The 25569-nt window shown below is 54.3% G+C and carries 24 protein-coding genes, 1 tRNA gene, 1 pseudogene and 1 riboswitch; all 26 genes and pseudogenes read right to left on the reverse strand.

What is annotated here, in order from left to right; all coding sequences use genetic code 11:
• Positions 1-68: 68 nt before the first annotated feature.
• A complete protein-coding gene (locus NM10_RS04890) occupies positions 69-1391 on the reverse strand; it encodes a branched-chain amino acid transport system II carrier protein (RefSeq protein WP_020310489.1) in 1323 nt (440 codons plus the stop codon).
• A 96-nt stretch (positions 1392-1487) separates the two neighbouring features.
• Positions 1488-1586, reverse strand: a riboswitch (SAM riboswitch).
• A gap of 78 nt (positions 1587-1664) precedes the next feature.
• A complete protein-coding gene (gene nth / locus NM10_RS04895) occupies positions 1665-2297 on the reverse strand; it encodes an endonuclease III (RefSeq protein ID WP_020310490.1) in 633 nt (210 codons plus the stop codon).
• A 1-nt stretch (position 2298) separates the two neighbouring features.
• The gene (larE, locus tag NM10_RS04900) at positions 2299-3132 is read right to left on the reverse strand and encodes an ATP-dependent sacrificial sulfur transferase LarE (RefSeq protein ID WP_020310491.1); all 834 of its coding nucleotides are present in this window, start codon (positions 3130-3132) and stop codon (positions 2299-2301) included.
• Positions 3101-3940, reverse strand: coding sequence for an ADP-ribosylglycohydrolase family protein (locus NM10_RS04905; RefSeq protein WP_020310492.1), 840 nt, complete (start codon positions 3938-3940; stop codon positions 3101-3103). Before NM10_RS04905 ends, larE begins: the two co-directional genes overlap by 32 nt.
• A gap of 12 nt (positions 3941-3952) precedes the next feature.
• Positions 3953-5404: a nicotinate phosphoribosyltransferase gene (locus NM10_RS04910; RefSeq protein ID WP_020310493.1), complete on the reverse strand. Its 1452-nt coding sequence runs from the start codon at positions 5402-5404 to the stop codon at positions 3953-3955.
• Between the two features lie 280 nt (positions 5405-5684).
• Complete coding sequence (locus tag NM10_RS14465; protein WP_239639616.1) at positions 5685-6026, reverse strand: transketolase C-terminal domain-containing protein; 342 nt, start codon at positions 6024-6026, stop codon at positions 5685-5687.
• Entirely contained in the window at positions 6008-6619 is a 612-nt protein-coding gene (locus NM10_RS04915) for a transketolase family protein (protein WP_239639617.1), read from the reverse strand. Before NM10_RS04915 ends, NM10_RS14465 begins: the two co-directional genes overlap by 19 nt.
• Complete coding sequence (locus NM10_RS04920; RefSeq protein WP_020310494.1) at positions 6619-7440, reverse strand: transketolase; 822 nt, start codon at positions 7438-7440, stop codon at positions 6619-6621. Before NM10_RS04920 ends, NM10_RS04915 begins: the two co-directional genes overlap by 1 nt.
• 386 nt (positions 7441-7826) lie before the next feature.
• Positions 7827-8666, reverse strand: a complete 840-nt coding sequence (gene panB / locus NM10_RS04925) for a 3-methyl-2-oxobutanoate hydroxymethyltransferase (protein WP_020310495.1) — start codon at positions 8664-8666, stop codon at positions 7827-7829.
• On the reverse strand, positions 8635-9531 hold the full coding sequence (locus NM10_RS04930; RefSeq protein WP_020310496.1) for a Rossmann-like and DUF2520 domain-containing protein: 897 nt from the start codon (positions 9529-9531) through the stop codon (positions 8635-8637). Before NM10_RS04930 ends, panB begins: the two co-directional genes overlap by 32 nt.
• Positions 9532-9919: 388 nt before the next feature.
• Positions 9920-9996 (reverse strand) — tRNA-Val (locus NM10_RS04935).
• Between the two features lie 38 nt (positions 9997-10034).
• Positions 10035-10622 (reverse strand): TlpA family protein disulfide reductase, encoded by a 588-nt coding sequence (locus NM10_RS04940; RefSeq protein WP_020310497.1) that lies wholly within the window; start codon positions 10620-10622, stop codon positions 10035-10037.
• Between the two features lie 132 nt (positions 10623-10754).
• Complete coding sequence (locus tag NM10_RS04945) at positions 10755-11960, reverse strand: MFS transporter (protein WP_020310498.1); 1206 nt, start codon at positions 11958-11960, stop codon at positions 10755-10757.
• A 119-nt stretch (positions 11961-12079) separates the two neighbouring features.
• The gene (locus tag NM10_RS04950) at positions 12080-12973 is read right to left on the reverse strand and encodes a LysR family transcriptional regulator (protein WP_020310499.1); all 894 of its coding nucleotides are present in this window, start codon (positions 12971-12973) and stop codon (positions 12080-12082) included.
• Between the two features lie 141 nt (positions 12974-13114).
• Positions 13115-13387 (reverse strand): DUF1292 domain-containing protein, encoded by a 273-nt coding sequence (locus NM10_RS04955; RefSeq protein WP_020310500.1) that lies wholly within the window; start codon positions 13385-13387, stop codon positions 13115-13117.
• 11 nt (positions 13388-13398) lie between these two features.
• On the reverse strand, positions 13399-13815 hold the full coding sequence (gene ruvX, locus NM10_RS04960; RefSeq protein WP_020310501.1) for a Holliday junction resolvase RuvX: 417 nt from the start codon (positions 13813-13815) through the stop codon (positions 13399-13401).
• Between the two features lie 7 nt (positions 13816-13822).
• Positions 13823-14083, reverse strand: a complete 261-nt coding sequence (locus NM10_RS04965) for an IreB family regulatory phosphoprotein (RefSeq protein ID WP_020310502.1) — start codon at positions 14081-14083, stop codon at positions 13823-13825.
• A gap of 45 nt (positions 14084-14128) precedes the next feature.
• Positions 14129-16728, reverse strand: a pseudogene (gene alaS / locus NM10_RS04970) (alanine--tRNA ligase).
• 158 nt (positions 16729-16886) lie between these two features.
• A complete protein-coding gene (locus NM10_RS04975; protein WP_020310503.1) occupies positions 16887-17630 on the reverse strand; it encodes a C40 family peptidase in 744 nt (247 codons plus the stop codon).
• 42 nt (positions 17631-17672) lie between these two features.
• Complete coding sequence (locus NM10_RS04980; RefSeq protein WP_020310504.1) at positions 17673-18599, reverse strand: glycosyltransferase family 2 protein; 927 nt, start codon at positions 18597-18599, stop codon at positions 17673-17675.
• Positions 18600-18635: 36 nt separating this feature from the next.
• Complete coding sequence (locus NM10_RS04985; protein ID WP_020310505.1) at positions 18636-19007, reverse strand: thioredoxin family protein; 372 nt, start codon at positions 19005-19007, stop codon at positions 18636-18638.
• A gap of 182 nt (positions 19008-19189) precedes the next feature.
• Complete coding sequence (gene yihA / locus NM10_RS04990) at positions 19190-19825, reverse strand: ribosome biogenesis GTP-binding protein YihA/YsxC (protein WP_020310506.1); 636 nt, start codon at positions 19823-19825, stop codon at positions 19190-19192.
• Complete coding sequence (lon, locus tag NM10_RS04995; RefSeq protein WP_020310507.1) at positions 19825-22158, reverse strand: endopeptidase La; 2334 nt, start codon at positions 22156-22158, stop codon at positions 19825-19827. Before lon ends, yihA begins: the two co-directional genes overlap by 1 nt.
• A 72-nt stretch (positions 22159-22230) precedes the next feature.
• Complete coding sequence (gene clpX, locus NM10_RS05000) at positions 22231-23469, reverse strand: ATP-dependent Clp protease ATP-binding subunit ClpX (RefSeq protein ID WP_020310508.1); 1239 nt, start codon at positions 23467-23469, stop codon at positions 22231-22233.
• Positions 23470-23486: 17 nt separating this feature from the next.
• A complete protein-coding gene (clpP, locus tag NM10_RS05005) occupies positions 23487-24083 on the reverse strand; it encodes an ATP-dependent Clp endopeptidase proteolytic subunit ClpP (protein ID WP_020310509.1) in 597 nt (198 codons plus the stop codon).
• Between the two features lie 41 nt (positions 24084-24124).
• Positions 24125-25468, reverse strand: a complete 1344-nt coding sequence (tig, locus tag NM10_RS05010; protein ID WP_020310510.1) for a trigger factor — start codon at positions 25466-25468, stop codon at positions 24125-24127.
• Positions 25469-25569: the final 101 nt, after the last annotated feature.

Below are 25569 nucleotides of genomic sequence, written 5' to 3' on the forward strand. Positions count from 1 at the left end.
AAATAGACTGCCTAAAAGGCAGTCTATTTTTAGTGGCGCCCCCTACAGACTCCATACCACAAACTATCTTATTTCGCTTCGGCTTCTACGGGTTCTGAGGCGGATACGAAATGACCGATGATGGAGCCGCCGATGAGGCCGATGATAAAGGGGACGATCCAGCCGAAACCGTATGTGGACAGGGGCGTAGCGGCGACGATGGCTTTAGCAAAGCCCAGGCTGCTCAGACCCGGCAGGGATTCCAAAAGGGCGAAGAGCGTGACCAGGTAGACAGAGCCTTTGTAAGCACCGTTGTTGGGCATGAAGCGGCCGATGATGCCCAGGACCAGGAGGGCCAGGCACGGCGGATAGCAGACGCCGAAAATCCAGCCGATGTAGGTGACGATACCGTCGACGCCGAGGAGGGCCGTCAGGGCCGACAAGATGCAGCAGGCGACGGCGACTTGCTTATAGCTGATGCGGTTGCCCGTAGCCGTGCTGGTGAATTCGGCAACGGCGGCAATCTGACCGATGGCTGTCGTCAGGCAGGCCAGGACGACGGCGATGCCCATGGGAACCATGACCCACGTGCCGACGCGCTGGATGATGGCGACCAGGAGTTCCGCACGGCCGATGTTCTGCGCATAGTCACCGCTGACGCAGGCGCCCATGTAGAGCAGGCTGCCGTAAATGATGAGCAGCAGGACGAAGGAAACGATGCCACAGTAGATGAGCACTTTATTGCGCTGGCCGACGGTCGTATAGCCCTTGCCGTAAATGGAGCTGATGAAGACAGCTGCCATGATGAAGCTGACCAGGACGTCGCCCGTGTTATAGCCGCCGAGGAAGGCATTGACGAAGGGATGGTCCACAGCCGGAGCGACGGGTGTCCCCAGGGGATTGAAGATGCCGACGAAGGCGACGATGACCAGGATCAGGGCCAGGAGCGGCGTCAGGTATTTGCCCATGCGGTCCATGACGTTGTTCTGGTCGGCAACAAAGAAGAAGCTGATGACGAAATAGGCGATGACCAGCGGGATGAACGGTGCTGCCGGCAGGTTGCCCTGGATGCCGAGCTGGATGGCCGTCGCACACGTACGGGGAATGGAAACGAAGGTACAGACCAGCATGAGGGCTGCCAGGAGGACGTTATACGTATTCTTCCCTACCCGTTCAGTAATGGAGTGGACGTCGCCGTTGAGGCCGATGACGATGAGCGTGAAGATAGGAAGAAAAATACCCGAAAAGGTCAGGCCAGCCAGGCCGGACAGGAAATCGCTGCCGCTGTTCAAACCGAGCTGGGGCGGGAAAATCAAATTGCCGGCGCCAAAATAGGTGGCAAAGAAGGCGAATCCCAGGATGAGCACATCCAGCCCCCGGATAGCCTTGCCGCCAGAAGAGTTGTTGTTCATGAAAATACCCCCTAAGAATGATTGAATGATGTGAAAATAAGTACATAATACGCCAAAAGAAAAGAGGCGCTGCCTCCAAGCTGCGCCTCAGTCATAATGATATCTTTCAGGAATAGCCTGTAGGAATTGGCACCTTACCTTAGGCAGGTTGCCGCAGCGTCATCGGGCCCGTCCCTCAGCTGCTCTCGATATAACTTATGAAATTTGTCTGTATTGGTGTTATTTTATAAAATTTTTAACGACTTGTCAATGTATTTATTTTGATTTAACGTTTTACTTCTGACAACTGGGACAAAGGTCAGCCAAAAAGCAGTTGTCGCATAAAGGCTTGCGGGCTTTGCAGACCCGGCGGCCATGCCAGATGAGCCAATGATGGGCCCGGCTCCACCATTCCTTGGGAATGGCCTTCTGCAGGCCCTTTTCGACTTCCAGCGGCGTCGTCCCTTGGGCCAGCTGCAGACGGTTGGACACACGGAAGACGTGGGTATCGACAGCAATGGCCGGCGTATTGAACAAAATACTGACCAGGACATTGGCCGTCTTGCGGCCGACGCCGGGCAGTTTCACCAGCTCATCGAAAGTCTGCGGCACTTGGCCATGATATTTTTCACAAAGGATGGCACAGTTGGCCAGGATATTCTTGGCCTTGCTGCGATAGAGGCCGCAGGTCCGTATCTTTTCTTCCAGTCCCGCTGTCCCCAGGGTCAGCATCTTTTCCGGCGTGTTATATTCCGGGAACATGCCGGCCGTCACGATATTGACCCGTTCATCCGTACATTGGGCCGACAAGATGACGGCAATCATCAATTCAAAAGGAGAATTATAGTGCAGAGCCGGTTTCATGATACCGTACTGGTCCTGGAACCGCTGCAGCATTTCATCTTTTACTTTCTTGGAAATAGCCATATCACTTTACTTCCTCATCAGTATGGATTACGTCGTTCAGGCTGCCCATTTCATAGCCGCCCAAATCGAGGGTGACGTACGTAAAGCCCGTATCCTTGATGGCCCGGACGATTTCCTCCCGATGAGCCAGGACCGACGGGATTTCATCGACGGCGACTTCGATGCGGGCTACATCGCCGTGATAGCGGACGCGCAGGGACCCCTGGACGTAAGGCGCTACGGCGGCTTCGGCCGCATCGATCTGAGCCAGGCGGTGCGGCGTCAGTTCCACGCCATACGGGACGCGGCTGGCCAGGCAGGCAGCGCTCTGCTTATTCCAGGTCTGGAGGCCGAATTCCTTCGACAAAGCCCGGATATCCGCCTTGGCCAGGCCTGCTTCGATCATCGGGCTGCGGACGGCGTCGGATAATTCCTGCAGGGCTTTCATACCCGGCCGGTAATCACCGAGGTCATCGACATTCCCCCCGTCGACGACCCACTGATAGCCTTCGGCCTTGGCCAGGGCCACGAGCGACGTAAAGCGTATTTTCTTGCAGATATAGCAGCGATCTGGCGGATTCTGGACGAAGTCCGGGTCCTCGAATTCCGTCGAATGGGCCAGGCGGTGTTCGACGCCGATAACCTTGGCCATGGCCTTGGCATCAGCCGCTTCACTGCCCGGCAGGGTCGCCGAAACGGCCGTCACGGCCAGGACCCGGTCCCCCAGAGCCTGGTGAGCCGCATAGGTCAGGAAGGTGCTGTCGACGCCGCCGGAAAAGCCGACGACGACACTGCCCATGTCCTTTAAGATCTGCTGGAGTTTTTCATATTTCTTGCTTGTCTCTGTTGAAATCAAAAGAGTTCCCCCTCGAACCAATATAGTTTTCATAGAACTGTCGAATGACACCCTTCATTTCTTCGTCACCGACATATGGCAGGGCCTGCTGCCACAAGGCATCGGGCACGCCATAATAGGCTTCGGCAATGCTGCCGGCAATGGCTGCCTGCGTATCCGTATCGCCGTTGAGCCAAATCGCCTTGCGGATCGTATCTTCATAGTCCGTCCCTTCCAGGAAACATTCGATGGCTTCTGGCACACTATCGTCCGTCGTGCAGGTAAAGCCATAAGACGGCCGTATCTGGGCCAGTGTCCGGGACAGATCATAGAAATGCGACCGCAGATATGCGGCAATCGCCTCTTTCTCCTTCCCCTGCCGGGCCAGGAAGATAGCCGACGCCACGGCAATGGCACCCTTGATGGCTTGGGGATGGTCATGGCTGACGACGGCTGTCAGCTCTGCCAGCGCCTGGGCTTCCTCCAGAGTATCGGCAATCCAGCCAGCCGGGCTGACGCGCATAGCCGCCCCATTGCCATAGCTGCCGTAAGCCGGTGCCTCGTCGGCCAGGAACCAGCGGCGGAACAGGCCGCCAAAACCGGCGTCGGGATATTTCCGGCACCAGTAGCGGAGCTGGCGCCGCAAGGGTTCGATATAGCCGCAGCAGGATGCCTTCCCCTCCATCAGGGCTGCCGCTACGGCTACAGTCGTCACCGTATCATCGGTAAAACGGCTGTTTTTAACGAATAAAGGAAAATCCAGGGATTCCGCGGTTTCATCGAATTCATAGATGGAGCCGGCAATATCGCCGATGATAGCTCCCTTCATGGAATCATCTCCCTAAAAGAAATGAGCCGATTCTTCTTTCAAGACTTTATCGCGCAAAGCCGACAGCTTGCTGCTGCGCTGGACCCACATTTCTTCCGGGTTGACCAGGCGCAGGTATTCGGGCCACAAAGTCTGGACCTGCTGGTCTGCATAGGCCATGATGGTTTTGAGGTCCGGTTTCTGATAGACCAGTTCGCCTTTCTGGAAAATAGGGAAGAGCATCTTCTGGACACGGTAAGTCCCGCCAGGAATCGTCCGCGAGCGCCACGGTGCCTTATCGCTCTGGAGGAGCAGGTCTTTCGATTCGTCAATGCTTTCACCTTCGAGGATGATGATGTCAGCTTTCATTTTCCCCGTATCTTTATCGTAAATGCGCAGGACGTTCTTCAGGCCCGGATTGGAAATCTTTTCGGCATTGTCGCTCATCTTGATCTTCGGCACGAATTTGCCATCGTCATACTGGCCGACGAGTTTGAAGACGCCGCCCAGGGACGGACTGTCCTTGGCCGTAATCAAGTTCGTGCCGACACCCCAGGAGTTGATGGCGCAGCCCTGGGCTTTCAATTCGGAAATGAGGTTTTCATCGAGGTCATTCGAGGCCGCAATGATGGCATCCGGGAAGCCTGCATCGGCAAACATCTTATGGGCTTCTTTCGATAAATAAGCCAGGTCGCCGCTATCCAGGCGGATACCATAAGCCTTGGGCAGGGTGCCGGCAGCCTTCATTTCCTTGAAGATCGTAATGGCATCGGGGACGCCCTGTTTCAGCGTATTATATGTATCGGCCAGGAGGATGAGGTTGTTCGGGTACTGGCGGGCATAGGCGCGGAAAGCTTCCAGTTCCGACGAGAAGCTCATGACCCAGCTGTGAGCCATGGTCCCTAAGACGGGCATGCCGAATTTGGCGCCAGCCAGGACGTTGCTGGTCCCGTTAAAGCCGCCGATCATGGCCGAACGGGCGCCGTAAACACCGGCCGATTTCCCCTGGGCCCGGCGCAGGCCGAATTCCATGAGGTTGTCCTTACCAGCCACCGTCCGGACGCGGCGAGCCTTGGTGGCAATGAGGCTTTCATGGTTCATGATCATGGACATGCACGTTTCTAACAGTAAGGCTTCGTCCTTCTTGGTCTGGACGCGCAGGAGCACTTCCTGAGGAAAGGCGACGGTCCCTTCGGGCATGGCATAGATGTCGCCCGTAAAGCGCAGGTCTTTCAGGTAATCGAGGAATTTGTCCTGGAAAAAACCGGTGCTCTTCAGATAGGCCAGGTCGTCGTCACTGAAATGTATATTGTGTACATAATCGATGAGATGTTCCAGCCCGGCCACGACCGTATAGCCCCCCTGGAAGGGATTGGTCCGGTAATAGCGGTCAAACACGCATTGCTGTTCGTGCTTGCCTTCAAAAAATAAGCCCTGCATCATGGTCAACTGGTACAGGTCGGTCAATAACGCTTTCGTATACAAGATAACTCGCCTCCAAAAAGTAGTTATTCCTATTATACATCAGTTAACGATAAAGGAACAACGAATTACCGATTTTGCATACATCGCAAAATTCTATACGGACTTAGCATGACAAAATAGGCTGTCGCACGTGCGACAGCCTATTTCATCGTAGGGGCCGTCCCAAAGGGCGGCCCTTTCTGGTCCATTGTTAGCGGATGGTATTAAATTTAACCTCTCCGGCCTTTCAGGCCACCTCCCCTCTCAAGGGGAGGCTGCGAGTCACGAACCACGAGCCACTTTACTTCCTCTTCAACACGTTATGGACGGCCTGGATGACGTCGCTGGCCGAGAGATTATAGGCTTTCAGGAGGTCATCCGGTTTCCCCGATTCGCCGAAGCGGTCCTGGATGCCGACGAGTTCTACTGGGACACAGCAGTACTGGGCCAGGGCTTCGCAGATGGCCCCTCCCAGACCGCCCATGATTTGATGTTCTTCACAGACGACGACGGCCCCCGTTTCAGCCGCACAAGTACAGACCGTATCCAGGTCCAGCGGTTTGACCGTGTGGATGTTGACGACGCGGGCCGAAATACCTTCCCGGGCCAGTTCATCCGCCGCCGTCAGGGCTTCATGGACCATGAGCCGTTGGCGAAGAGGGTCACATCACTCCCATCCCGGAAGATGGCCGCCTTATAGAGGTCAAAAGGCGTATCCTTATCGGTGACGACGGGCGCCGGATTGCGGCCAAAGCGGACATATGACGGCCCTTTGATATCATAGACGGCCATCGTCGCCTTATACGTTTCCCACCAGTCACAAGGCGTAATGACCATCATATGGGGAATGACCCGCATGAGGGCGATGTCCTCCAGAGCCTGATGGGTAGCGCCGTCAGGGCCGACGGAAATGCCGGCATGGGCGCCGCCGAGCTTGACGTTGAGATTATTATAACAGACCGTATTGCGTATCTGTCCCCACGCCCGGCCTGTCAAAAAGACGCCGTATGTCGAAATGAAGGGGACGAAGCCCGTCAGCGACAGGCCGGCTGCCGTACCGACCAGGTCTTGTTCCGATATGCCGACATTGATATATTTTTCAGGATATTCCTGGCGGATCCATTCGGTCCGCGTCGATTTGGCGACGTCCGCATCGAGGACGAGGACATCGTCGTGAAGGCGGCACAGTTCCAGCAGGGCCTTCCCATAGCCGTCGCGCATCGGTACTCGTTCCATTACGGCACCTCCGTTGTCAGTTCATCCATGGCCAGGCGGTACTGGGCTTCATCCGGCGCCGCACCGTGCCATTTCGCTTGATTTTCCATATATGATACACCCTTCCCCTTGACCGTATGGGCCAGGATGACCGTCGGCTTGCCGCGATAGGCCTTGGCAGCGCCATAAGCGTCGTACAGGGCATCTGTATCGTGGCCATCCACGCGGAGGACATGCCAGCCGAAACTTTCCCATTTCGCATCCATCGGTTCCATATTCTTGATCGACACCAAGGAATCGACGAGCTGCAGGCCATTGCAATCGACAATCAGACAAACATTGTCCAAATGGTGCTGTGAGGCAAAAGCGGCAGCTTCCCAAATCTGGCCTTCCTGCTGTTCCCCATCGCCGATGAGACAGAAGACTTCCGGTGTTTCATGGCGCAGTTTCAAGGCCAGGGCAATGCCGTTGGCAATGGACAGGCCTTGGCCTAAAGAGCCGACAGCGCAGTCGAGACAGGGCAGTTTTTCCAAATTGGGATGGCCCTGGAGGGCACTGCCAACCGTCCGCAGCGTATCGAGCAAGGCCAGGGGGAAATAGCCCTTATGGGCCAAAATGCTGTAATAAGCCGGGGCCGCATGGCCCTTGGATAAGACAAAACGGTCCCGTTCCGGCGCATGGGGCCGGTCAGGAAAACAGGTAAAGACATCTGTAAAATAAAGTGTGGCCATGATTTCGACAGCCGATAGAGAGCTGCCAGGATGACCGGAACCGGCACGGTAAATGGACCGCACCGTATCCCGCCGTATCTGCATACACACGTCATGTAGATCATGCTTCATGAAGCATAGCCTCCTATGTCAGGTCGTCAAGAAAAAAAACGCCGCATACCCCCGTTTATGTCTGGCGGCGATACGCGTGCGTTCGGACATACGACCTCTTTTGTTCGTTTCTATTTCTTGAGTTTATTGTACAATGATTATATACACAAGTCAAACAGAATATACCATCTGGATATGCTTCATGACTGTATAGCAAGACGTGCTTCCATAATATAAATAAATGGTATAAAAAGGGCTTGTCGCACGACGACAAGCCCTTTTTCTGTAGGGGCGACCACGTGGGGCGCCCGTTCAAGCAAATCCGGTTCATTAGTATCTCACATATACCTGGCGGGCTCGCCACGTGCGAGCCCCTACAACGCTAACTGCTGACGGCTGCCTTTCCCCTATTCTTTCATGGCTTTGACGACTTCCGGGTCTACGGCGAAGCCGTGGGCTTCGTCGGGGAAGCTGCGGTCCTTGACATCGTGGATGTACCGGCCTACGGCATCGACGATGGTCTGATGGAGATCGGCATAGGTCTTGACGAATTTCGGGCGGAAGCCATTGCTCATGCCCAGGAGGTCCGTGCAGACCAGGACCTGGCCATCGGTGCCGTTGCCAGCCCCGATGCCGATGGTAGCCGCCGTATGCAGGGCTTTGGTGATTTCCGTGGCGATATCTGTCGGGACACATTCCAATGTGATGGCGAAGGCGCCGGCTTCTTCCAGCTTCAAGGCGTCGGCAATCAGTTGCTTAGCCGTTTCGCTGTTCTTGCCCTGGACGCGGAAGCCGCCGAGCTGATGGACGGACTGCGGCGTCAGGCCGATGTGGCCGACGACGGGGATACCGGCCGTCGTCATGGCTTTGACGGCTTCGCAGACACTGGCGCCACCTTCGAGCTTGACGGCATCGCAGCCCGTTTCTTTCATGAGCCGGCCGGCATTGTGCAGGGCCTGCTGGGTGCTTTCCTGATAGCTCATGAAGGGCATGTCGCCGACGACCAGAGCCCGTTTGACGCCGCGGACGACAGCCGCCGTATGGTGGATCATATCTTCCATAGTCACCGGCAGTGTCGACGTATGACCCATGACGACATTGCCCAGGGAATCGCCGACAAGGATCATGTCGATACCGGCTTCATCGACGTTCTGGGCCATGATGTAGTCATAGGCCGTAATCATGGAAATCGGCGTGCCTTCCTGTTTCATTTTCTTAATGGTCAGATTGGTTACTTTCTTGTTCATGGTGAACTCCTTCCGCCATCGCAAGGATTCTTGTCAGCGTGTCATGCTGTTTCTCTGTAATCGTTTCGTTTTCTAAGGCTAAGTCTGCAGCGGCACAGCCAAAAGCACAATAGGGCTGGAGCCATTTCTCCGGCATGACGGCCAGGTGTTTGGCAACGGTCCCGGCATCTCCGCGGGACACAGGGCCGGTCAAAGCCGTCTGCCACAGCGGACGCTGGCGGACATTGTCCATCGTCCCTTCGACGAGGGGCCGCAGCGCCTGGGATGCAGCGCCGGCACTGCCGGTCCAGCGGCTTATGAGCTTCTGGGCAATGGCCAGGGCTGTCACGACGTAGTTGGAGCAGAAGCAGGCCGCAGCATGATAGAGCATGCGGTCTTCAGGGGGTACGAAAAAAGGCGTACTGCCCAAAGTCCGGACCAGATCTGCCGCAACGGCCTTGGCCCGTTCATCACCATCGACGGCCATGTAGATTCCCTTCAGGCGGTCTGCCGAAGGTTCGGCAAAGCTTTGCAGCGGATGAAGGCTGCCGACAGGATACCCCAACCGTGAAAGGGGCTCAAGAGGCGATAAATCCATAGCTCCACTGCAGTGAAATATACAGGTCTGAGGCGGCAGCGCATCCCCTGTCAGGGAAGCGGCCAATTCCCGGCTAACGGGAGCCAGGGCATCGTCGCGTACTGTGAGCAGGAGGACATCGCAGTGCCGTGCGAGTTCAGCACCGTCGGTATAGGCAGCAGCATGGAGGCGGCGGGCCATTTGACGTGTATGTTCTTCTGTGGAACAAAGGATTCCTTCGACATCGGAAGGAAAAGCTAATACAAAAGAAGCGCCGACTCTGCCGGCGCCGATAATACCTAAACGCATGATAACTCCCTCAAAAAAAAGCGCATTCCTCTCGGGAATGCGCGTAAAAAGCCTACGTTTACAAGAATTCGTCCCGGTCTTTCGATCCAAGCGATATGCTATGAAATTATGATAATAGTTGACCCGGATTTTTTACGGTACGGATCCCAAAAGATTCCGTCCAACCCGAATCACATGTACAGGATACTACATTTGTGAAACTTTTACCAATAACTTTTAAGAATAGAGTATGATAGTGGTTTGTGGCTCGTGGCTCGTGGCTCATGGCTCATGGCTCGTGGTTCGTAGCTAGTGGCTCGTAAAAGCACTAAGTATTAGCCACGAACAACTAGCCACTAGCCACAAAAAAGAGCTGTCTATAAAGACAGCTCTTTTTTCACACACAATATGGTGGGCGGTAATGGATTCGAACCATCGACCCCCTCGATGTCAACGAGATACTCTAACCAACTGAGCTAACCGCCCATATTTTGTACTTCTCTGTGCGACTTGTTTATTATAACTTACTTTTCCCTATTTGGCAAGGGGTATGGGAAAATTATTTCAGCATTTTTTTTGATTTCGTATGTCACCTGGCGCTCATTCAATACGGTATTAAAGGGGCGCGTCATCTGGCCGCCGCAGGCGATGAAGATAAGCTGCGGTACCTGATGGACGCCATAGTCATGGAGCATCTGTTTCTGTGTGCTGTATACGGGCAGGGCATATCCCTGCTGGTGGATATAGGCCCGGCTATCTGCTGTATCCGGTCCGACGGGGATGGTCACGAAATAGACATCCTGGCCGTACTGGACACAGGCCTTTTCCAGGATGGCCAGCTGGCGCAGGCTGTCGCTGCTCCAGGATGCCCAGAAAAAGAGGCAGACCGGCTTTTGGTTATACAGAGCCTGCAAGCGTATGTCCCTTCCATCGGGAGCCTGCAGGACCTCATCAGGTGCCAGCATTTCCGTTTCCCGCTCGCTCACGTCTTCCGCTTCCCTGACGACGTCGGAACTATAGGCATCTTCCTCTTTGCCAGGCCAGAAAAAGACTGTCAGTATCAGACAGATACAGGCCAGGCCGGCCAGGATTTTCGTCTTGATGTTCATCATCTCTCCCCCCTCTTTTTCTATCCATTATAACTGAAAAAAGTGGTTCGTGGCTAGGGGCTAACAACGTGAAGAGGGCTTGTCGTCGTACGACAAGCCCTCGAATCTGGGGATAGGATCTATTGTAATTACGTATTATGCGTGGATGTAGATGCGGACGGCCCGGTTGATGAGGTTGATCTTGCGTCCGTAGAAAATGTAGTACATGGCAAAGCAGGCAATGGCTACGATAGCAGCGACGGCATAGAGCTGGGGGAACGTGAGCAGGCCGTGGAGGCTGCCGAGGACATACGGGCCTACGCCGATGCCAAGGTCGAGGGCGACGAAGTACGTCGACAGGGCGACGCTGATGCGGTACGACGGAGTCAGTTTGATGCAGACTGCCTGACCGTTGGACATGAACGTGCCATAGCCGAGGCCGACGAAGACGCCCGATAAGAGAAGCTGCCACGAAGCACCGGTGATGCTGAGGAGGAACAAGCCGATGGCCAGGCAGATGTAGCAGGGATAGAGGACGTAATTTTCGCCTTTATGGTCGAAGATGACGCCCGTCATCGGACGGGTGATGGTGATGACGACGGCATAGACGACGAAGAAGAACGTGCCGGCCTGGACCAGGTTGATTTCACGGGCATAAGCGGCCAGGAAAGTCAGGACGCTGGAATAAGCGAAGCCCATGAAGAAGCCGATGATGGAGATGACCATGACGCGATATTCGACGTAATTGTCGAGGCTCATGGCTTTCATCTTGGCCACCTGTTCAGACGTGAGGGTAATTTCGTCGATGTGGAGGGCGATGCAGCCAATCATGCACAAGCCGACGAGGATGGCGCAGAGGGTGATGATAAAGGTGAAGTTCGTGACGACGATGAGGAACATGCCCAGGAAAGGTCCGACGGCAGCGGCCAGGCTAGTGCTCAGGCCGTAGTAGTTGATGCCTTCACCCCGCTTATCGGCAGGAATACAGGAAGCGACAATCGTGTTCGTCGCTGTCGAGACGATGCCATAGGCCATGCCGTTGAGGAAGCGGATAGCAAAGAGAATAGCGAGATTGGGAATATAAAAATATAATAACGTCGTTACAAAATAAAGGATGATCCCGCCATATAACGATTTGCGGCGGCCATACAATTCAATAGCTTTGCCGAACTGCAAGCGGGCCAGCAAAGTGCCGACGATGAAGATGCCCGAAGCCAGGCCGGCTTCACCGAGAGAAGCATGAAGCTGGTCTTTGGCGACGACGGCGATAATAACCATCAATAAATAATAAATGAGATAGACTACAAAATTGATACCTGTGTCGAGAAGGAAGTCTTTGTTCCAAAGTGATTGATTCGACATTCTGTATTCACTGCTCCTTTCGTATTTGCAAGCTAGATTCTACACCTTCTCTCCTATCTTGTATAACGCAAAAAAAAGATACCTGTCATCGTTTTTTACGATGGCAGATACCTTTATCATTATTTTTTGATATGATACACGCGACGGATATAGTCGACGAAGACCTGTATCGTCGCGTACTTGGGATTGTCCTTCTTATAGACCAGATAACAGGGCAAGCGCAGCGGCGGTTCCAATGCACAGTAGCCCTGGGTGATGCCCATGGCCTGGAGGAATCGTTCCGGCAGGATAGCTCCGATGCGGTTCTGCTGGCAATAGTTCATCATGGCATAGGGCGTAGAGAACCAGGCCTGCGTTTCCTGAGGCGGGCAGGCATGGGCCGTGAAATAGTGATTGATGTAGTTATTCATTTCGTATTGCGGCGAATATTGCGCCAACGGCTGGGATGCCACGTATTGAGGCGTCACGGCATGTTCCGGCAGATCCAGGTTCGGCCCGTAATAGACGAGGTTCTCGATGCCAAAAAAGACCTTCTCGTAGTCTTCCAGGTGCAGTGCCGGCAGATAAAAGAGGGACACGATATCCAGTTTATCGTCTTTCAGCCATTGGATCATCTCCCGGACTTCCAGGTTGTAGACCCGGAAAGAAGCGCCGCTGTGGTGCTCCTGGAAATAAGCGAGGTGGCGGTTCATGTGGACGTCGCCTAAGGACAGCATGATTCCCACCGACAGGGGCTGGGTCTTCCCTGTCCGCCCTGGCAGTTCGCTCATGGCTTCTTCTAATTCACCTAAAATGCGGGCTATTTTCGTGTAGAACATCTTGCCAGCCGGCGTCAAGTGACTTCCCCTGTTCGAGCGCTCGATGAGGCGGACGCCGACGAGGTCTTCCAGTTTCTTCATCTGCGCACTGAAAGCCGACTGGGTAATGTTGGCGGCATTGGCAGCCGTCGTGAAATTTCCATACTTCCCGTAAATGACGAAATTCCGCAGCTGCTGTATCGACGGTAAATCCATGGGACCTCCTTTTTTCGTTCCTCGTAGGTCGTTCCTCGTAGGTCGAAAAAAAGCATCCCATCACGATGAACGACGAACGATGAACGATAAAGCAAAAAGGCCTTGCATGATGGCCGAAACCTTCATGCAGGGCCCCTTCAATTACTTATCTAAGAGTTCATCGAATTTTGCATTGGCTGCGTCGAACTCTTCGTCCGTCGGTGCGACGTAGACGTCTTCGCCGTCTTCCTGGTCGACGCGGGCGATGATGGCATCGCCGCCTTCTTCGTCTTCCGTGACTTCGACGAGCAGGGTGAATACTTTACCATCGAGGTCGAGGCGCTGTACTTCCTGATATTCCACTTCGTTGCCTTGGTCATCCGTAGCGGTCACGATGATGACTTCTTCCAATTCGTTGTTCATTTCTTCCGACATAGTAGTCCTCCTTAATGAGCATGAGCGTCTAAATAATTCTGTAAAATAAGGATTGCTGCCATTTTATCGACAAACTGCTTGCGCTTTTCGCGCCGCACATTGCCTTCCTTTAATACATTCTGGGCCATAACGGTCGTCAGGCGTTCATCCCAATAGACAATGTCTATATCCGGGACGGTTTGCTGGAATCGTTCGACGAATTCTTCGATTTTTTTCATATTATCGCTGTAGTCACCGTTCATATGACGCGGCTTGCCTACGACGATGCGGTGTACTTCTTTTTCTTTGATCAGTTCGCGCAGACGGGCAAAGTCTGCTTCATCGGATTTACGGCGGATCGTTTCTACGCCCTGGGCCGTAATCAGCAAGGCATCGCTGCAGGCGACACCGATGGTCTTGGAACCGACATCGAGTCCTAAAATTCTCATATGTCTCCTATAAGTTGTGCTGTTTGACGTACGAACGGACTAATTCTTCGATGAGTTCATCTCGTTCGATGCGCCGGATATTGCTGCGAGCATTGTTGTGGCTCGTGATATACGTCGGGTCACCGGACAGGAGATAGCCTACGATCTGATTAATCGGGTTGTATCCTTTTTCTTCCAATGCGTGATATACATCTTCCAGAATCATGGATGCAACGGTCTGTTCTTCACTTCGGTTTTGCATAATCATCGTTTCGTCGCTTACTGCCATGTTCACTCACATCCTTTTTATTCAACTGGCATGACTGCCAAAAATTTATGCTAACATATCGCGTACGGCTGCGGCACCGGCTTTAAGGGCATCGCCCAATTTTTCCGGTTCCTTGCCGCCGGCCTGGGCCATATCGGGACGGCCGCCGCCATTGCCGCCAGCTGCCTGAGCAGCAGCTTTGATGATCTTGCCGGCATGGAGGCCTTTCTTGGTATCGCTCTTGGCGACTTTGCAGACGAAGTTGACTTTATCGCCATTGGTCATCCCCAAGAGGACGACGCCGCTGCCGAGCTTGTCGAGGACCGTATCAGCCAGGTCGCGCAGGTTATCCATAGAATCAGCCTGAGCGACGGCTGCGACGACAGGAACGCCGCCGATATCTTCTTTAGCTGCCAGGATGCTGTCCATATCGGACAGGGCTGCGTCTTTCTTGAGCTGAGCCAATTCTTTTTCCGTATCCTTGAGCTGGGCCAGGAGAGCTTCCAGTTTGGCCGGTGCATCGCTGACCTTGCCTTTCAAGAGGCCTGCCAGCTGCTGCAGTTCCTGCGATTCATCCTTAGCCAGCTTGAGGGCAGCCGGACCGGTAACGGCTTCGATACGGCGGACGCCGGAGCCAGTCCCGGTTTCGCTGGTAATGCGGAACGTACCGATGACCGACGTGTTGGCCACATGAGAGCCGCCGCAGAGTTCGCAGCTGAAGTCGTCGACGGAGACGACGCGGACGATATCGCCGTATTTTTCACCGAACAAGGCCATAGCGCCCTTTTCTTTGGCCGCATCGAGGGCCATTTCTTCGATGGTGACGGGGACGGCCTTGAGGATTTCTTCGTTGACCAGGGCTTCGATCTTATCCAGTTCATCCTGCGTGACCGGCGAGAAATGGGTGAAGTCGAAACGCAGGTGGTCCGGTGTGACCAGTGAGCCGGCCTGGTTGACGTGATTGCCCAGGACTTTGCGCAGGGCAGCCTGCAAGAGGTGTGTTGCCGTATGGTTGCGGGCCAGGTTCATATGACGCTGCTTGTCGACAGCGATATCGACGGCATCGTCCGTGCGGAGGACGCCTTCAGTGATTTCAGCGATGAGGTATACCAGGCCATTGGGCAGAGCCTGGGCATCAGTGACCTGTGCCTTGCCTTCAGCAGCACAGAGGACGCCTGTATCGCTGAGCTGACCGCCGCCTTCGGCATGGAAGGGGTTGTCGTCGAGGATGATCGTCACTTCCTGGCCGTCGCGGGCTTCGCTGATTTCGACGCCTTCCTTGCCGAGCATGGCAATCGTCGCTTTGACAGCCGTTTCGTCGTTGACCAGTTTCGACTGGTCCAGCTTGGTCGTATCCGGCGTAGCGACTTTGGCCGATACTTTGGTATGGGCAGCGCGGGCCCGTTCCTGCTGTTCCTTCATGCTTCCTGGAAGCCGTCTTTATCGACTTTGAAGCCCTGTTCGCCGGCGATTTCTTCGGTCAGTTCCATGGGGAAGCCATACGTATCGTAGAGTTTGAAGACTTCAGCGCCAGTGAGGACTTTGTCGTCGCCCACATGGGCCATCATATCGTTGAGCAGTTCCATGCCCTGTGCCAGGGTAGCGCTGAACTGTTTTTCTTCTGTATTGATGATCTGTTTGATGAGGGCTTCGTGTTCCCGCGTTTCCGGATATTCATCGCCGAGGATGTCCAATACCGTATCGACGAGACCTGCCAGGAAGAGGTCCTTGATGCCCAGGAGGCGGCCGAAGCGGACGGCACGGCGCAGGATACGGCGCAGGACGTAGCCGCGGCCTTCATTGGACGGCAGGATGCCATCGGAAATCATGAAGGTAATGGCGCGGATATGGTCAGCAATGACCTTCATGGCCATCTTCTGACGGGGGTCATTGTAGTCGCCGCCGGAAATGGCGATGACTTTTTCGATGATTGGGAAGATGAGGTCCGTTTCAAAGTTCGATTCTTTCTGCTGGATGACCGAAGCCAGTCGTTCCAGACCGCAGCCCGTATCGATGTTCTTCTTGGCCAGCGGTTCGTACTTGCCGTCTTTAGTGCGGTTGTACTGGGTGAAGACGAGGTTCCAGATTTCCAGGTAGCGGTCGCAGTCGCAGCCGACGGTACACGTCGGTTTACCGCAGCCTCGTTCCGGGCCGAGGTCATAGAAGATTTCACTGTCCGGACCGCACGGGCCTTCGCCGATTTCCCAGAAGTTATCGTCGAATTTGAAAATCCGTTCGTCAGCCAGGCCAATCATATTATGCCAGTAGTCATAGGCTTCTTTGTCATCGGGATAGATGGTGACATACAATTTATCCGTATCCAGTTCCAGGACTTGGGTCAGGAATTCCCAGGCCCAGGAAATGGCTTCTTTCTTAAAGTAGTTGCCAAAGGAGAAATTGCCCAGCATTTCAAAGAACGTATGGTGACGGGCCGTACGGCCTACGTTGTCGATATCGTCAGTGCGGATGCACTTCTGACTCGTCGTGACGCGGTACGACGGCGGTACGAGCTTACCCGTGAAATATGGTTTGAGCGGTGCCATGCCGGCGCCGATGAGGAGCAGGCTGGGGTCGTTTTCCGGAATGAGCGGAAAACTGTGCAGGATCAAGTGCTCCTTGCTCTTAAAGAACTGTAAATAGGCTTTGCGGATTTCATTACCCGTCATGTACTTCATATAGTAAACACTCCCTCTAAATATCTTTCTACATGGGAAAATTATACGCTCATTTCCCCCTGTTCGGCAACCTTTTCTTGTGATTTTTTATCTCACAGCCCGGTTGTATAAGGAAAGGCTAGAGGACGACTGTTTCCTAGCCAGTTTGCCTATCTCCGGACCCGTGTAGCACCGACATAGCGCGGCGACCAATAGCCGCTGTCGAGGCTGTCTACGCGGATGCCGCCACTGCTGGTGGCACTGATGAAATTGTTATTGCCGACATAGATGCCCGTATGGGATACACCCGGTTCATACGTCGTGAAGAAGACCAGGTCGCCCGGCATGAGTTCGCTGCGGCGGACCCGCTGGCCTACTTCATATTGTTCATCTGCCAGGCGCGGCAGATTGATGCCATTATGGGAAAAGACATATTTCGTAAAGCCTGAGCAGTCGAAGCCTTCAGCCGGCGTATTGCCGCCGAATACGTAAGGGATGCCCAAATACTGGTATGCCGAATCGACCAGCTGGTTGCCGAAAGCATCGCCGCCGCTGAAATGACGGTATTTGCTGATAGCGCCATTGTTGAAGCGCGTCCCCTGCCCTCTCTTCATGACCGGCTTAGGCGGCAGCATGGAACGATTGCCTGTCAGGAGATAATAGGTCCAGCCGCCGACTTTACCGCTGACCTGGATTTTCTTATCTTTCTGATACTGCGATACGGCCCGCGCCGTATCATTGGTGTAAACGCCGTTGACATTGACCCGGTAGCCTTTACTGCGAAGAATCTGTTGAATCGAACGGACTTCATCGCCCCGGCTGCCAATGGTCAGCGGAGAAGCTGCCAGCGCCGGCAGTGCGGCAAAAACGAAAAGTGCGGCAAATATCCAAACTTTACTGATTTTTTTCCACATAAATACTCCTCTCTGTCTCGAAGGCCATACAACGCACCGTTCCTACCTGTCTTTATGCTGGCCGAGTTCAGCCCGCAGCCAATACAGAGGCCTATGTTTCACCTCTTCAAATATACGTCCTATATACTCTCCGATGACACCAATAAAAATGAGCTGGAACCCACTGAACAGGCAGTCGACGATCATCGTCGTCGTCCATCCCGGCACGGCTTCGCCCATTATATTACAATAGATGACATGCAAAATCAGGAGCAGGCTCAACAAACCGCTCAGCATGCCGATATAAAAGGAAACCCGCAGGGGAATCTTGGAATAGGCCATGATCCCGTCCAGGGCAAAATGAAGCATCTTGCATACGGAAAACTTCGATTTCCCGGCATAACGCTTGGGTGCTACGAAATGAATAAAAGTCTGTGTGTAACCGATGTCCCCGATGAGGCCGCGGATGAAACGGTCGTGTTCGCGGAACTGCTTGAATGTTTCCAGGACCCGCTTATCGATGAGGCGGAAGTCGGACCCGCCTGGTGTGATGTGGACCGGGGATACGGCATTCAGTATACGATAATACCATTTCGACGTTATGCGCTTGAGGAAGCCCGCATCGTCCGTCGCTTCCCGTATGGTCTGGACGACGTCGTTGCCTTCGCGCCATTTCTGGACCAATTCGGGAATCATCGACGGCGGATGCTGCAAGTCACCATCCATGGTGATGACGGCGTCGCCAAGGGCATGATCCATGCCGCAGGTAATGGCCAGCTGATGGCCGAAGTTACGGGCCAGGATAAAAGCCCGCACGTGCTCATCCTGCTGGGTCAAGCGGCTGAGGATGAGGGGCGTTGCATCTTTAGAACCGTCGTCGACAAAGATGATTTCATAATCCATATCGAGTGCCGCTGCGGCTTTCGTCGCCTCTTCATAGAATTTCTCAATGTTCGGCTGTTCATTGTATACAGGAACGACAATAGACAATAACTGTCGTCCCGTCCCTCTCGTTTCTGAATTCAATTATATCATCCCAATATTTTTGTTGTCAAAACCGGCAGCCTTGTTTTCTGCTACGACAGATGCCAGGAACTTGCTGATTTCCGCCTGCGAGGCATAGCCGATAATGCGTTTGAGTGGCTTACCGCCCTTAAAGAACAATAATGTCGGAACCGCCATGATTTCATATTTTTCGGCAATATTCCGCATCGTATCGACATTGATGCGTACTACTTTCACAGCATCGCCAAAATTCGCGGCAGCCTGGCTGATTTCCGAATGAACCATCTTGCACGGTTCGCACCAGGGAGCCCAGAAGTCTGCGATGACAATGCCCGGCTGATGAAGGACTTTCACAGAAAAATCAGCATCACTGTCAATCGAAACTACTGCCATGATTATACAACCTCCCATCTGGCCGATGTAAATCAAATCCATTATACCACTTTCGCTTAATGAAGCCAACTAGAAACATCGTTCGCTATAAAAGGAGCAAAAAAGGGGCTGTCCTTTGAAGACAGCCCCTTTTTAGGGGGTTAGCAGTTAGGGGTTCGTGGTTCGTGGCTAGCGGCTAACTGCTACCTGCTGACGGCCAGCACCCGTTCAAAGAGGTTCTTGGCCAGGGGGCCGAAGCCGTCGCGTTTTAGCGACGAGTAGGCCAGGGCCGGCCGGTCTGACGGGAAGAGTTTATTGAGCTGGGCCAGGTTGCGGTTCTTTTCATTGGCCTTGAGCTTGTCCGCCTTGGTCCCTACGATCTGCAGGGGAACGCCGGCGCTGGCCAGCCAGTCATAGGCCTGCTGGTCGATGGCCAGGCCGGGATGGCGCAGGTCGACGAGCAGGCAGAGGACGCAGAGGTTCGGCGACTGCGTGACGTATTCGCCGATGAAGGCACTCCACATGTCACGGTTCCTGCCGCCAGTCTTGGCAAAGCCATAGCCCGGCAGGTCGACTAAGTAGAACGGCAGGCGCTGCTCCCCTTCTTCTTCATCGCGCCGCCGCAGGGCTGCGCTGAAGTAGTTGATAGTCTGCGTCTTCCCCGGTGCGCCGCTGACACGGGCCAGGCCGCGGTGGTTGCACAGGGAATTAATCAGGCTCGACTTGCCGACGTTGGAACGGCCGAGGAAGGCGACTTCCGGCACGTTCCCTTCGGGGTACTGGTCGCGGCGGACCGCCGTCGTGGCATAGGCCGCCTTGATGATATCATACGAAGCCATCAGGACTTCACCAGTGCCTGAGCCAGCACTTCATCCATATGGTGAACGAAGACGAATTTGACGTCTTTTTTGACCGACTGCGGCACTTCGTCCATGTCGCGCTTGTTTTCTTCAGGCAAGAGGATCTTCTTGATGCCTGCCCGGTGAGCGGCGATGACTTTTTCCTTGATGCCCCCTACGGGCAGGACCGTCCCGCGCAACGTGATTTCACCGGTCATGGCTACGTCGTGGCGGACGGCTTTGCCCGTCAGGGCCGACGTAATGGCCGTGGCCATGGTGATGCCTGCCGACGGACCGTCTTTAGGGATGGCTCCTTCGGGCAGGTGGATGTGCAAGTCCATGTTGGCGTAGAAATCGGCATCAATGCCCAGGACATCGGCCCGGCTGCGGACGTAGGTCACGCCGGCTTCAGCCGATTCCTTCATGACGTCGCCGAGCTGGCCCGTGAGCAGCAGGCGCCCTTTGCCCTTGACGGCAACGGCTTCCGTTTCCAGGACTTCACCGCCGACCTGGGTCCAGGCCATACCGGTGACGATGCCGACTTCGTCGTCTTTGTGGACCGTTTCCGGCAGGAATTTGACCGGACCGAGCAGTTTTTCCAGGTTCTTGACGGAGACGTTGAGCGGTACTTCGTCGTTCATGAGCAGGGATTTGCCGATACGGCGGCAGACCGTACCGATGGTCTTTTCCAGGCTGCGGACGCCCGATTCGCGCGTATAGCCTTCGATGATATGGCGCAGAACGGCGTCGGAGAACTTGGCCTGACTCGGTTTAAGGCCATTTTCTTTGATCTGTTTCGGCACCAGATAGCGCTTGGCGATCTGGACCTTCTCTTCTTCTGTATAACTCGTGAAGTCGATGATTTCCATGCGGTCCATGAGGGGCCGGGGAATATCGCCGAGGACGTTGGCCGTCGTGATCCAGAAGGCTTTCGACAAGTCGAAGGGCAGTTCCAGGAAATGGTCACTGAAAGTATTGTTCTGTTCCGGGTCGAGGACTTCCAGCAGTGCCGACGACGGGTCGCCGCGCATGTCGGACGTCATCTTGTCTATTTCGTCGAGGAGGAAGACCGGGTTCTTGACGCCGGCCTGTTTCATACCGGCCAGGATACGGCCCGGCAGGGCACCGATATAAGTCCGGCGATGGCCGCGGATTTCAGCTTCATCGCGGACGCCGCCCAGGGATATGCGGACGTACTTGCGGTTCATGGCCCGGGCGATGGATTTGGCGATACTCGTCTTGCCCGTGCCCGGAGGACCGACAAAACAGAGAATCGGCCCTTTCAGGCTGTGCGTCAGCTGTTTGACCGCTAAATATTCGATGATTCGGTCTTTGACCTTCTTCAGGCCGTAATGGTCTTCATCGAGGACTTTCTGCGCTTCGTTGAGGTCCAGGCGGTCCTTGGTTTCCTTCTTCCAGGGAAGGGCCATGGCCCAGTCGAGGTAGGTGCGGATGATGGCCGATTCCGCCATCATGGGCGGCATGGAGTCGAGGCGGTCCACTTCCTTGAGCAGGGCCTTTTCGATGTCTTCGTCGAGCTTCATCTTCTTGATCTGGTCGCGGAGTTCCTGGACTTCCGTGTCCTTGTCGACTTTGTCGCCCAATTCTTCATGGATGGCCTTGATCTTTTCCCGCAGGTAGTATTCTTTCTGCTGCTGGTCCATCTTGCCGCGGACTTCCATGTTCAGCTTCGATTCCAGGTTGGCAATGTCGACTTCCGTATCCAAGAGCGACGCAATGCGGCGCAGGCGGGCTTCGACGTCAGCCGTTTCCAGGAGCTGCTGGCGGATGACCAGGCGCAAGGGCAGCTGGGATGCAGCGAAGTCAGCCAGGACGCCCGGTTCGTCGATGTTCTTGGCATTTTCGCTGGCTTCTTCGCCGTCGCGGAGATTGCCCATCCAGTCCAGGAGCCGCTTGAGGACGACCCGGCGCAGGGCTTCTTCTTCGACTTCGTTGCGGCTGATTTCAGCCACTTTGACGGCAGCCCCTTCGAGGTAATCGGCTTTCTGGGAAAAGCCCTGCATGCGGACGCGGGAAATGCCGTTGACCAGGATGCGGACCAGGCCGCCAGGCATGCGCAGGAGCTGTTCAATCTTGACCAGGCAGCCGATGGTATAGACATCGTCAAAACCCGGATTGTCTTCGTTTTCATCGACCTGGGTCGCTACCAGGAGCTGCCGGTCGTGTTCCATGGCGTAGTCGACGGCAGCCAGGGACGTATCGCGGCCGATGTCGATGTGGCTGACCAGCTTCGGATAGACGACGATGCCCCGGAGCGGGACAAAAGGCAGGGCCAGGATATCTTGCTCGTTGAGCACAACGTTTTCGTTCATACACTTCACCTTCTTCTATGGAAAAATAAAACTCATTTCCGGTTTAAGAAATGAGTTTTATTGTACATTATATCATTTTGCCTCTTTCAATACGAGGTCGGGCTCAGCGCCTTCTTTGACGCATTTTTCCGTGACGATGCACTTGGCTACGTCGTCGCGGCTCGGTACATCAAACATGACATCGAGCATGATCCGTTCGATGATGGAGCGAAGCCCGCGGGCACCGGTATTGCGCCGCAGCGCTTCCTTGGCAATGGCCTGGAGAGCTTCCGGCGTAAATTCGAGATCTACGTCGTCCATGGACAGCATCTTCTGATACTGTTTGACCAGGGCGTTCTTCGGTTCTGTCAGGATGTGTACCATCGCATCTTCATCGAGAGGATTGAGAGTAACCAATACGGGCAGGCGGCCGATCAATTCCGGGATGAGGCCGAACTTCTGGAGGTCCGTCGGGATGATTTCCTTGAGGAGCGATTCCATGGAGTGTTCGGACTTGGAGTGGATGTCCGCACCGAAACCCATATTCTTGTCCGTCGTACGGTTGAGGATGGTCTTGTCGATACCATCGAAAGCGCCGCCGCAGATGAACAGGATGTTCGTCGTGTCGATCTGGAGCATTTCCTGGTGGGGATGCTTGCGGCCGCCCTGAGGCGGAACGCCGGCAACGGTCCCTTCGAGGATCTTCAACAAGGCCTGCTGGACGCCTTCACCGGAAACGTCACGGGTAATGGACGGGTTTTCCGATTTGCGGGCAATCTTATCGATTTCGTCGATGTAGATGATGCCCCGTTCAGCTTTGGCAATATCGTAATCAGCGGCCTGGATGAGCTTGAGCAGGCAGTTTTCGACGTCTTCGCCGACATAGCCGGCTTCGGTCAGGCTCGTCGCATCGGCGATGGCAAAGGGCACATCGAGGAGGCGGGCCAGGGTCTGGGCCAGGAGGGTCTTGCCGCTCCCAGTCGGGCCGACCATGACGATATTCGACTTCTGGAGCTCTACATCATCATCAGAGGCACTGAAATTGGTCTGGAGCCGCTTGTAGTGGTTGTACACTGCAACGGAAAGGGTCTTCTTGGCTGCTTCCTGGCCGATGACGTATTCATCAAGGGTAGCCTTGATTTCATGCGGCGTCGGCAGGTCCTTGAGCTGGAAGTCCGGCGTTTCTTCCGCCTTTTCTTCTTCCATGATGTGCTGCGCTACGGCAACACATTCGTCGCAGATATAGACACCCGGGCCGGCAATGAGCTTCTGTACTTCGCTCTGGGGCCGGCCGCAGAAACTGCAACGCGGTTCATCATTCCTATCGTTCATCTTGTCTTCCTCCTGTCCTATTTCGTTTCATCCGGCAGCGGACGGGTCAGGATTTCATCGATGAGGCCGTATTCCTTGGCTTCTTCGGCAGTCATGAAATTATCCCGTTCCGTATCCTTCTGGATGACGTCAATGGGCTGTCCTGTGTGTTCAGACAAGATACCGTTCAATTCCTTGCGCATGCGCAGGATTTCGCGGGCATGGATTTCGATTTCCGTAGCCTGGCCCTGGACACCGCCGAGAGGCTGGTGGATCATGACCTGGGAATGCGGCAGGGCGAAGCGTTTGCCCTTGGCACCGGCCGTTAGGAGTACCGACGCCATGCTGGCAGCGGAACCGACGCAGATCGTCGAGACGTCCGGCTTGATGTACTGCATGGTATCGTAGATGGCCATGCCTGCCGTGACGACGCCGCCAGGACTGTTGATATATAAGTGGATATCCTTGTCAGGATTTTCTGCTTCCAGGAAAAGGAGCTGGGCGATGATGCTGTTGGCAACGGTATCATCAATCGGGCCGCCGAGGAAGACGATGCGGTCTTTCAACAGGCGGGAATAGATATCATAGCTCCGTTCCCCTTGTGCCGTCTGTTCGACGACGATGGGTACATACATATTTGTCAAAACTAACACCTCCGGAGAATGCGTTTCCGGGATTAGTCTTCAGCCTTTGCGTCTTCAGCTTTAGCTTCTTCTTTTTTGTCTTCGTTCGGGTCGACGGCATTTTTCAGGATGAAGCTGGCTGCTTTTTTACGGCCGACAGACTGTACGAGCATGGGAACGCGATGTTCTTTCAAAATGATCTTGTAGACTTCTTTCGGATCGGCACCGAAGTTCTGAGCCATCGTGATGATTTCAGCCTGGAGATCGATGTCTTTGACTTCGATGTTTTCAGCTTTGGCGATAGCTTCGAGGACGAGGTCCATCTTTACGTTTTCTTTAGCCGGTTCAGCGTAATGTTCTTTGAGTTTGTCCATATCCTGGTTCATGTATTTGAGATAATCGTCGAGGCTCATGCGCTGTGTTTCCAGTTTCATGGCCAGTTCTTCGATCATCTGGTCGATTTTGTCGTCGATCATGACCTGCGGGATATCGACTTCGGCATTGTTGACAGCCGTCTTCAGGACTTCAGAGTTGAATTTTTCCAAAGCCTGGAAGGATGCTTTCGATTCGAGGCGTTTGCGGATGTCGGCTTTGAGGTCGTCGACGCTGTCGAATTTGCCGGCTTCTTTAGCGAATTCATCGTCGATGGCCGGGAGTTCGCTGCGTTTTACGTCGTTGACTTTAACGGCGAAGACAGCTTCTTTGCCAGCCAGGGATTTTTCAAAGTAATCTTCCGGGAAGGTGACTTTGACGTCTTTTTCGTCGCCAGCTTTGCAGCCGATGAGCTGATCTTCAAAGCCCGGGATGAAGCTGCCGGAGCCGATCTGGAGCGGATAGGATTTGCCTTCGCCGCCTTCGAATGCGACGCCGTCGACAGTGCCTTTGAAATCGATGACAGCGAAGTCATCTTTTGCAATTTCCGTGCCTTCCGGAGCTACGACGAGTTTCGCATGCTGTTTCTGGAGGTTAGCCAGTTCTTTGGCTACGTCTTCGTCGGTTACGTCGACTTTGTCTTTGGCAACGGTAATGCCCTTGTATTCGCCGAGTTTGACTTCCGGTTTCTTGGTGACCGTAGCTTCAAATACGACGTCTTTGCCTTTTTCGTCGGTAATGACGTTCAATTCCGGTTCAGTTACAGGAACGATGCCTTCCTGGTCGAGGGCGTCGCTGTAGGCTTTATTGGCAATAGCTTCAAAAACTTCCTGTTTGACAGCATCTTTGCCCAAGAAGCTTTCCAGTACCATGCGCGGTGCTTTCCCCTTGCGGAAGCCCGGGATATTGACACGGCTTGCCAAGTTCTTGCAAGCTGCTGCTGCCTGTTTGGAAGCGTCTTTAGCAGGCACTTCAATGTGCAGGGTTACTTTGTGCTGGTCTACTTCATTCACTGTTACGTTCATTCTAAGTATGTCCTCCTTATGGGCCGGTAGAGCCTGAATATCTCTAAAATACCATATTACGCTCTACATCATACCACAACTTTACTTTTTTTACAATATGG

It is taken from the genome of Megasphaera sp. NM10 (genome assembly GCF_000417505.1).
GTDB classification, from domain to species: domain Bacteria; phylum Bacillota; class Negativicutes; order Veillonellales; family Megasphaeraceae; genus Megasphaera; species Megasphaera intestinihominis.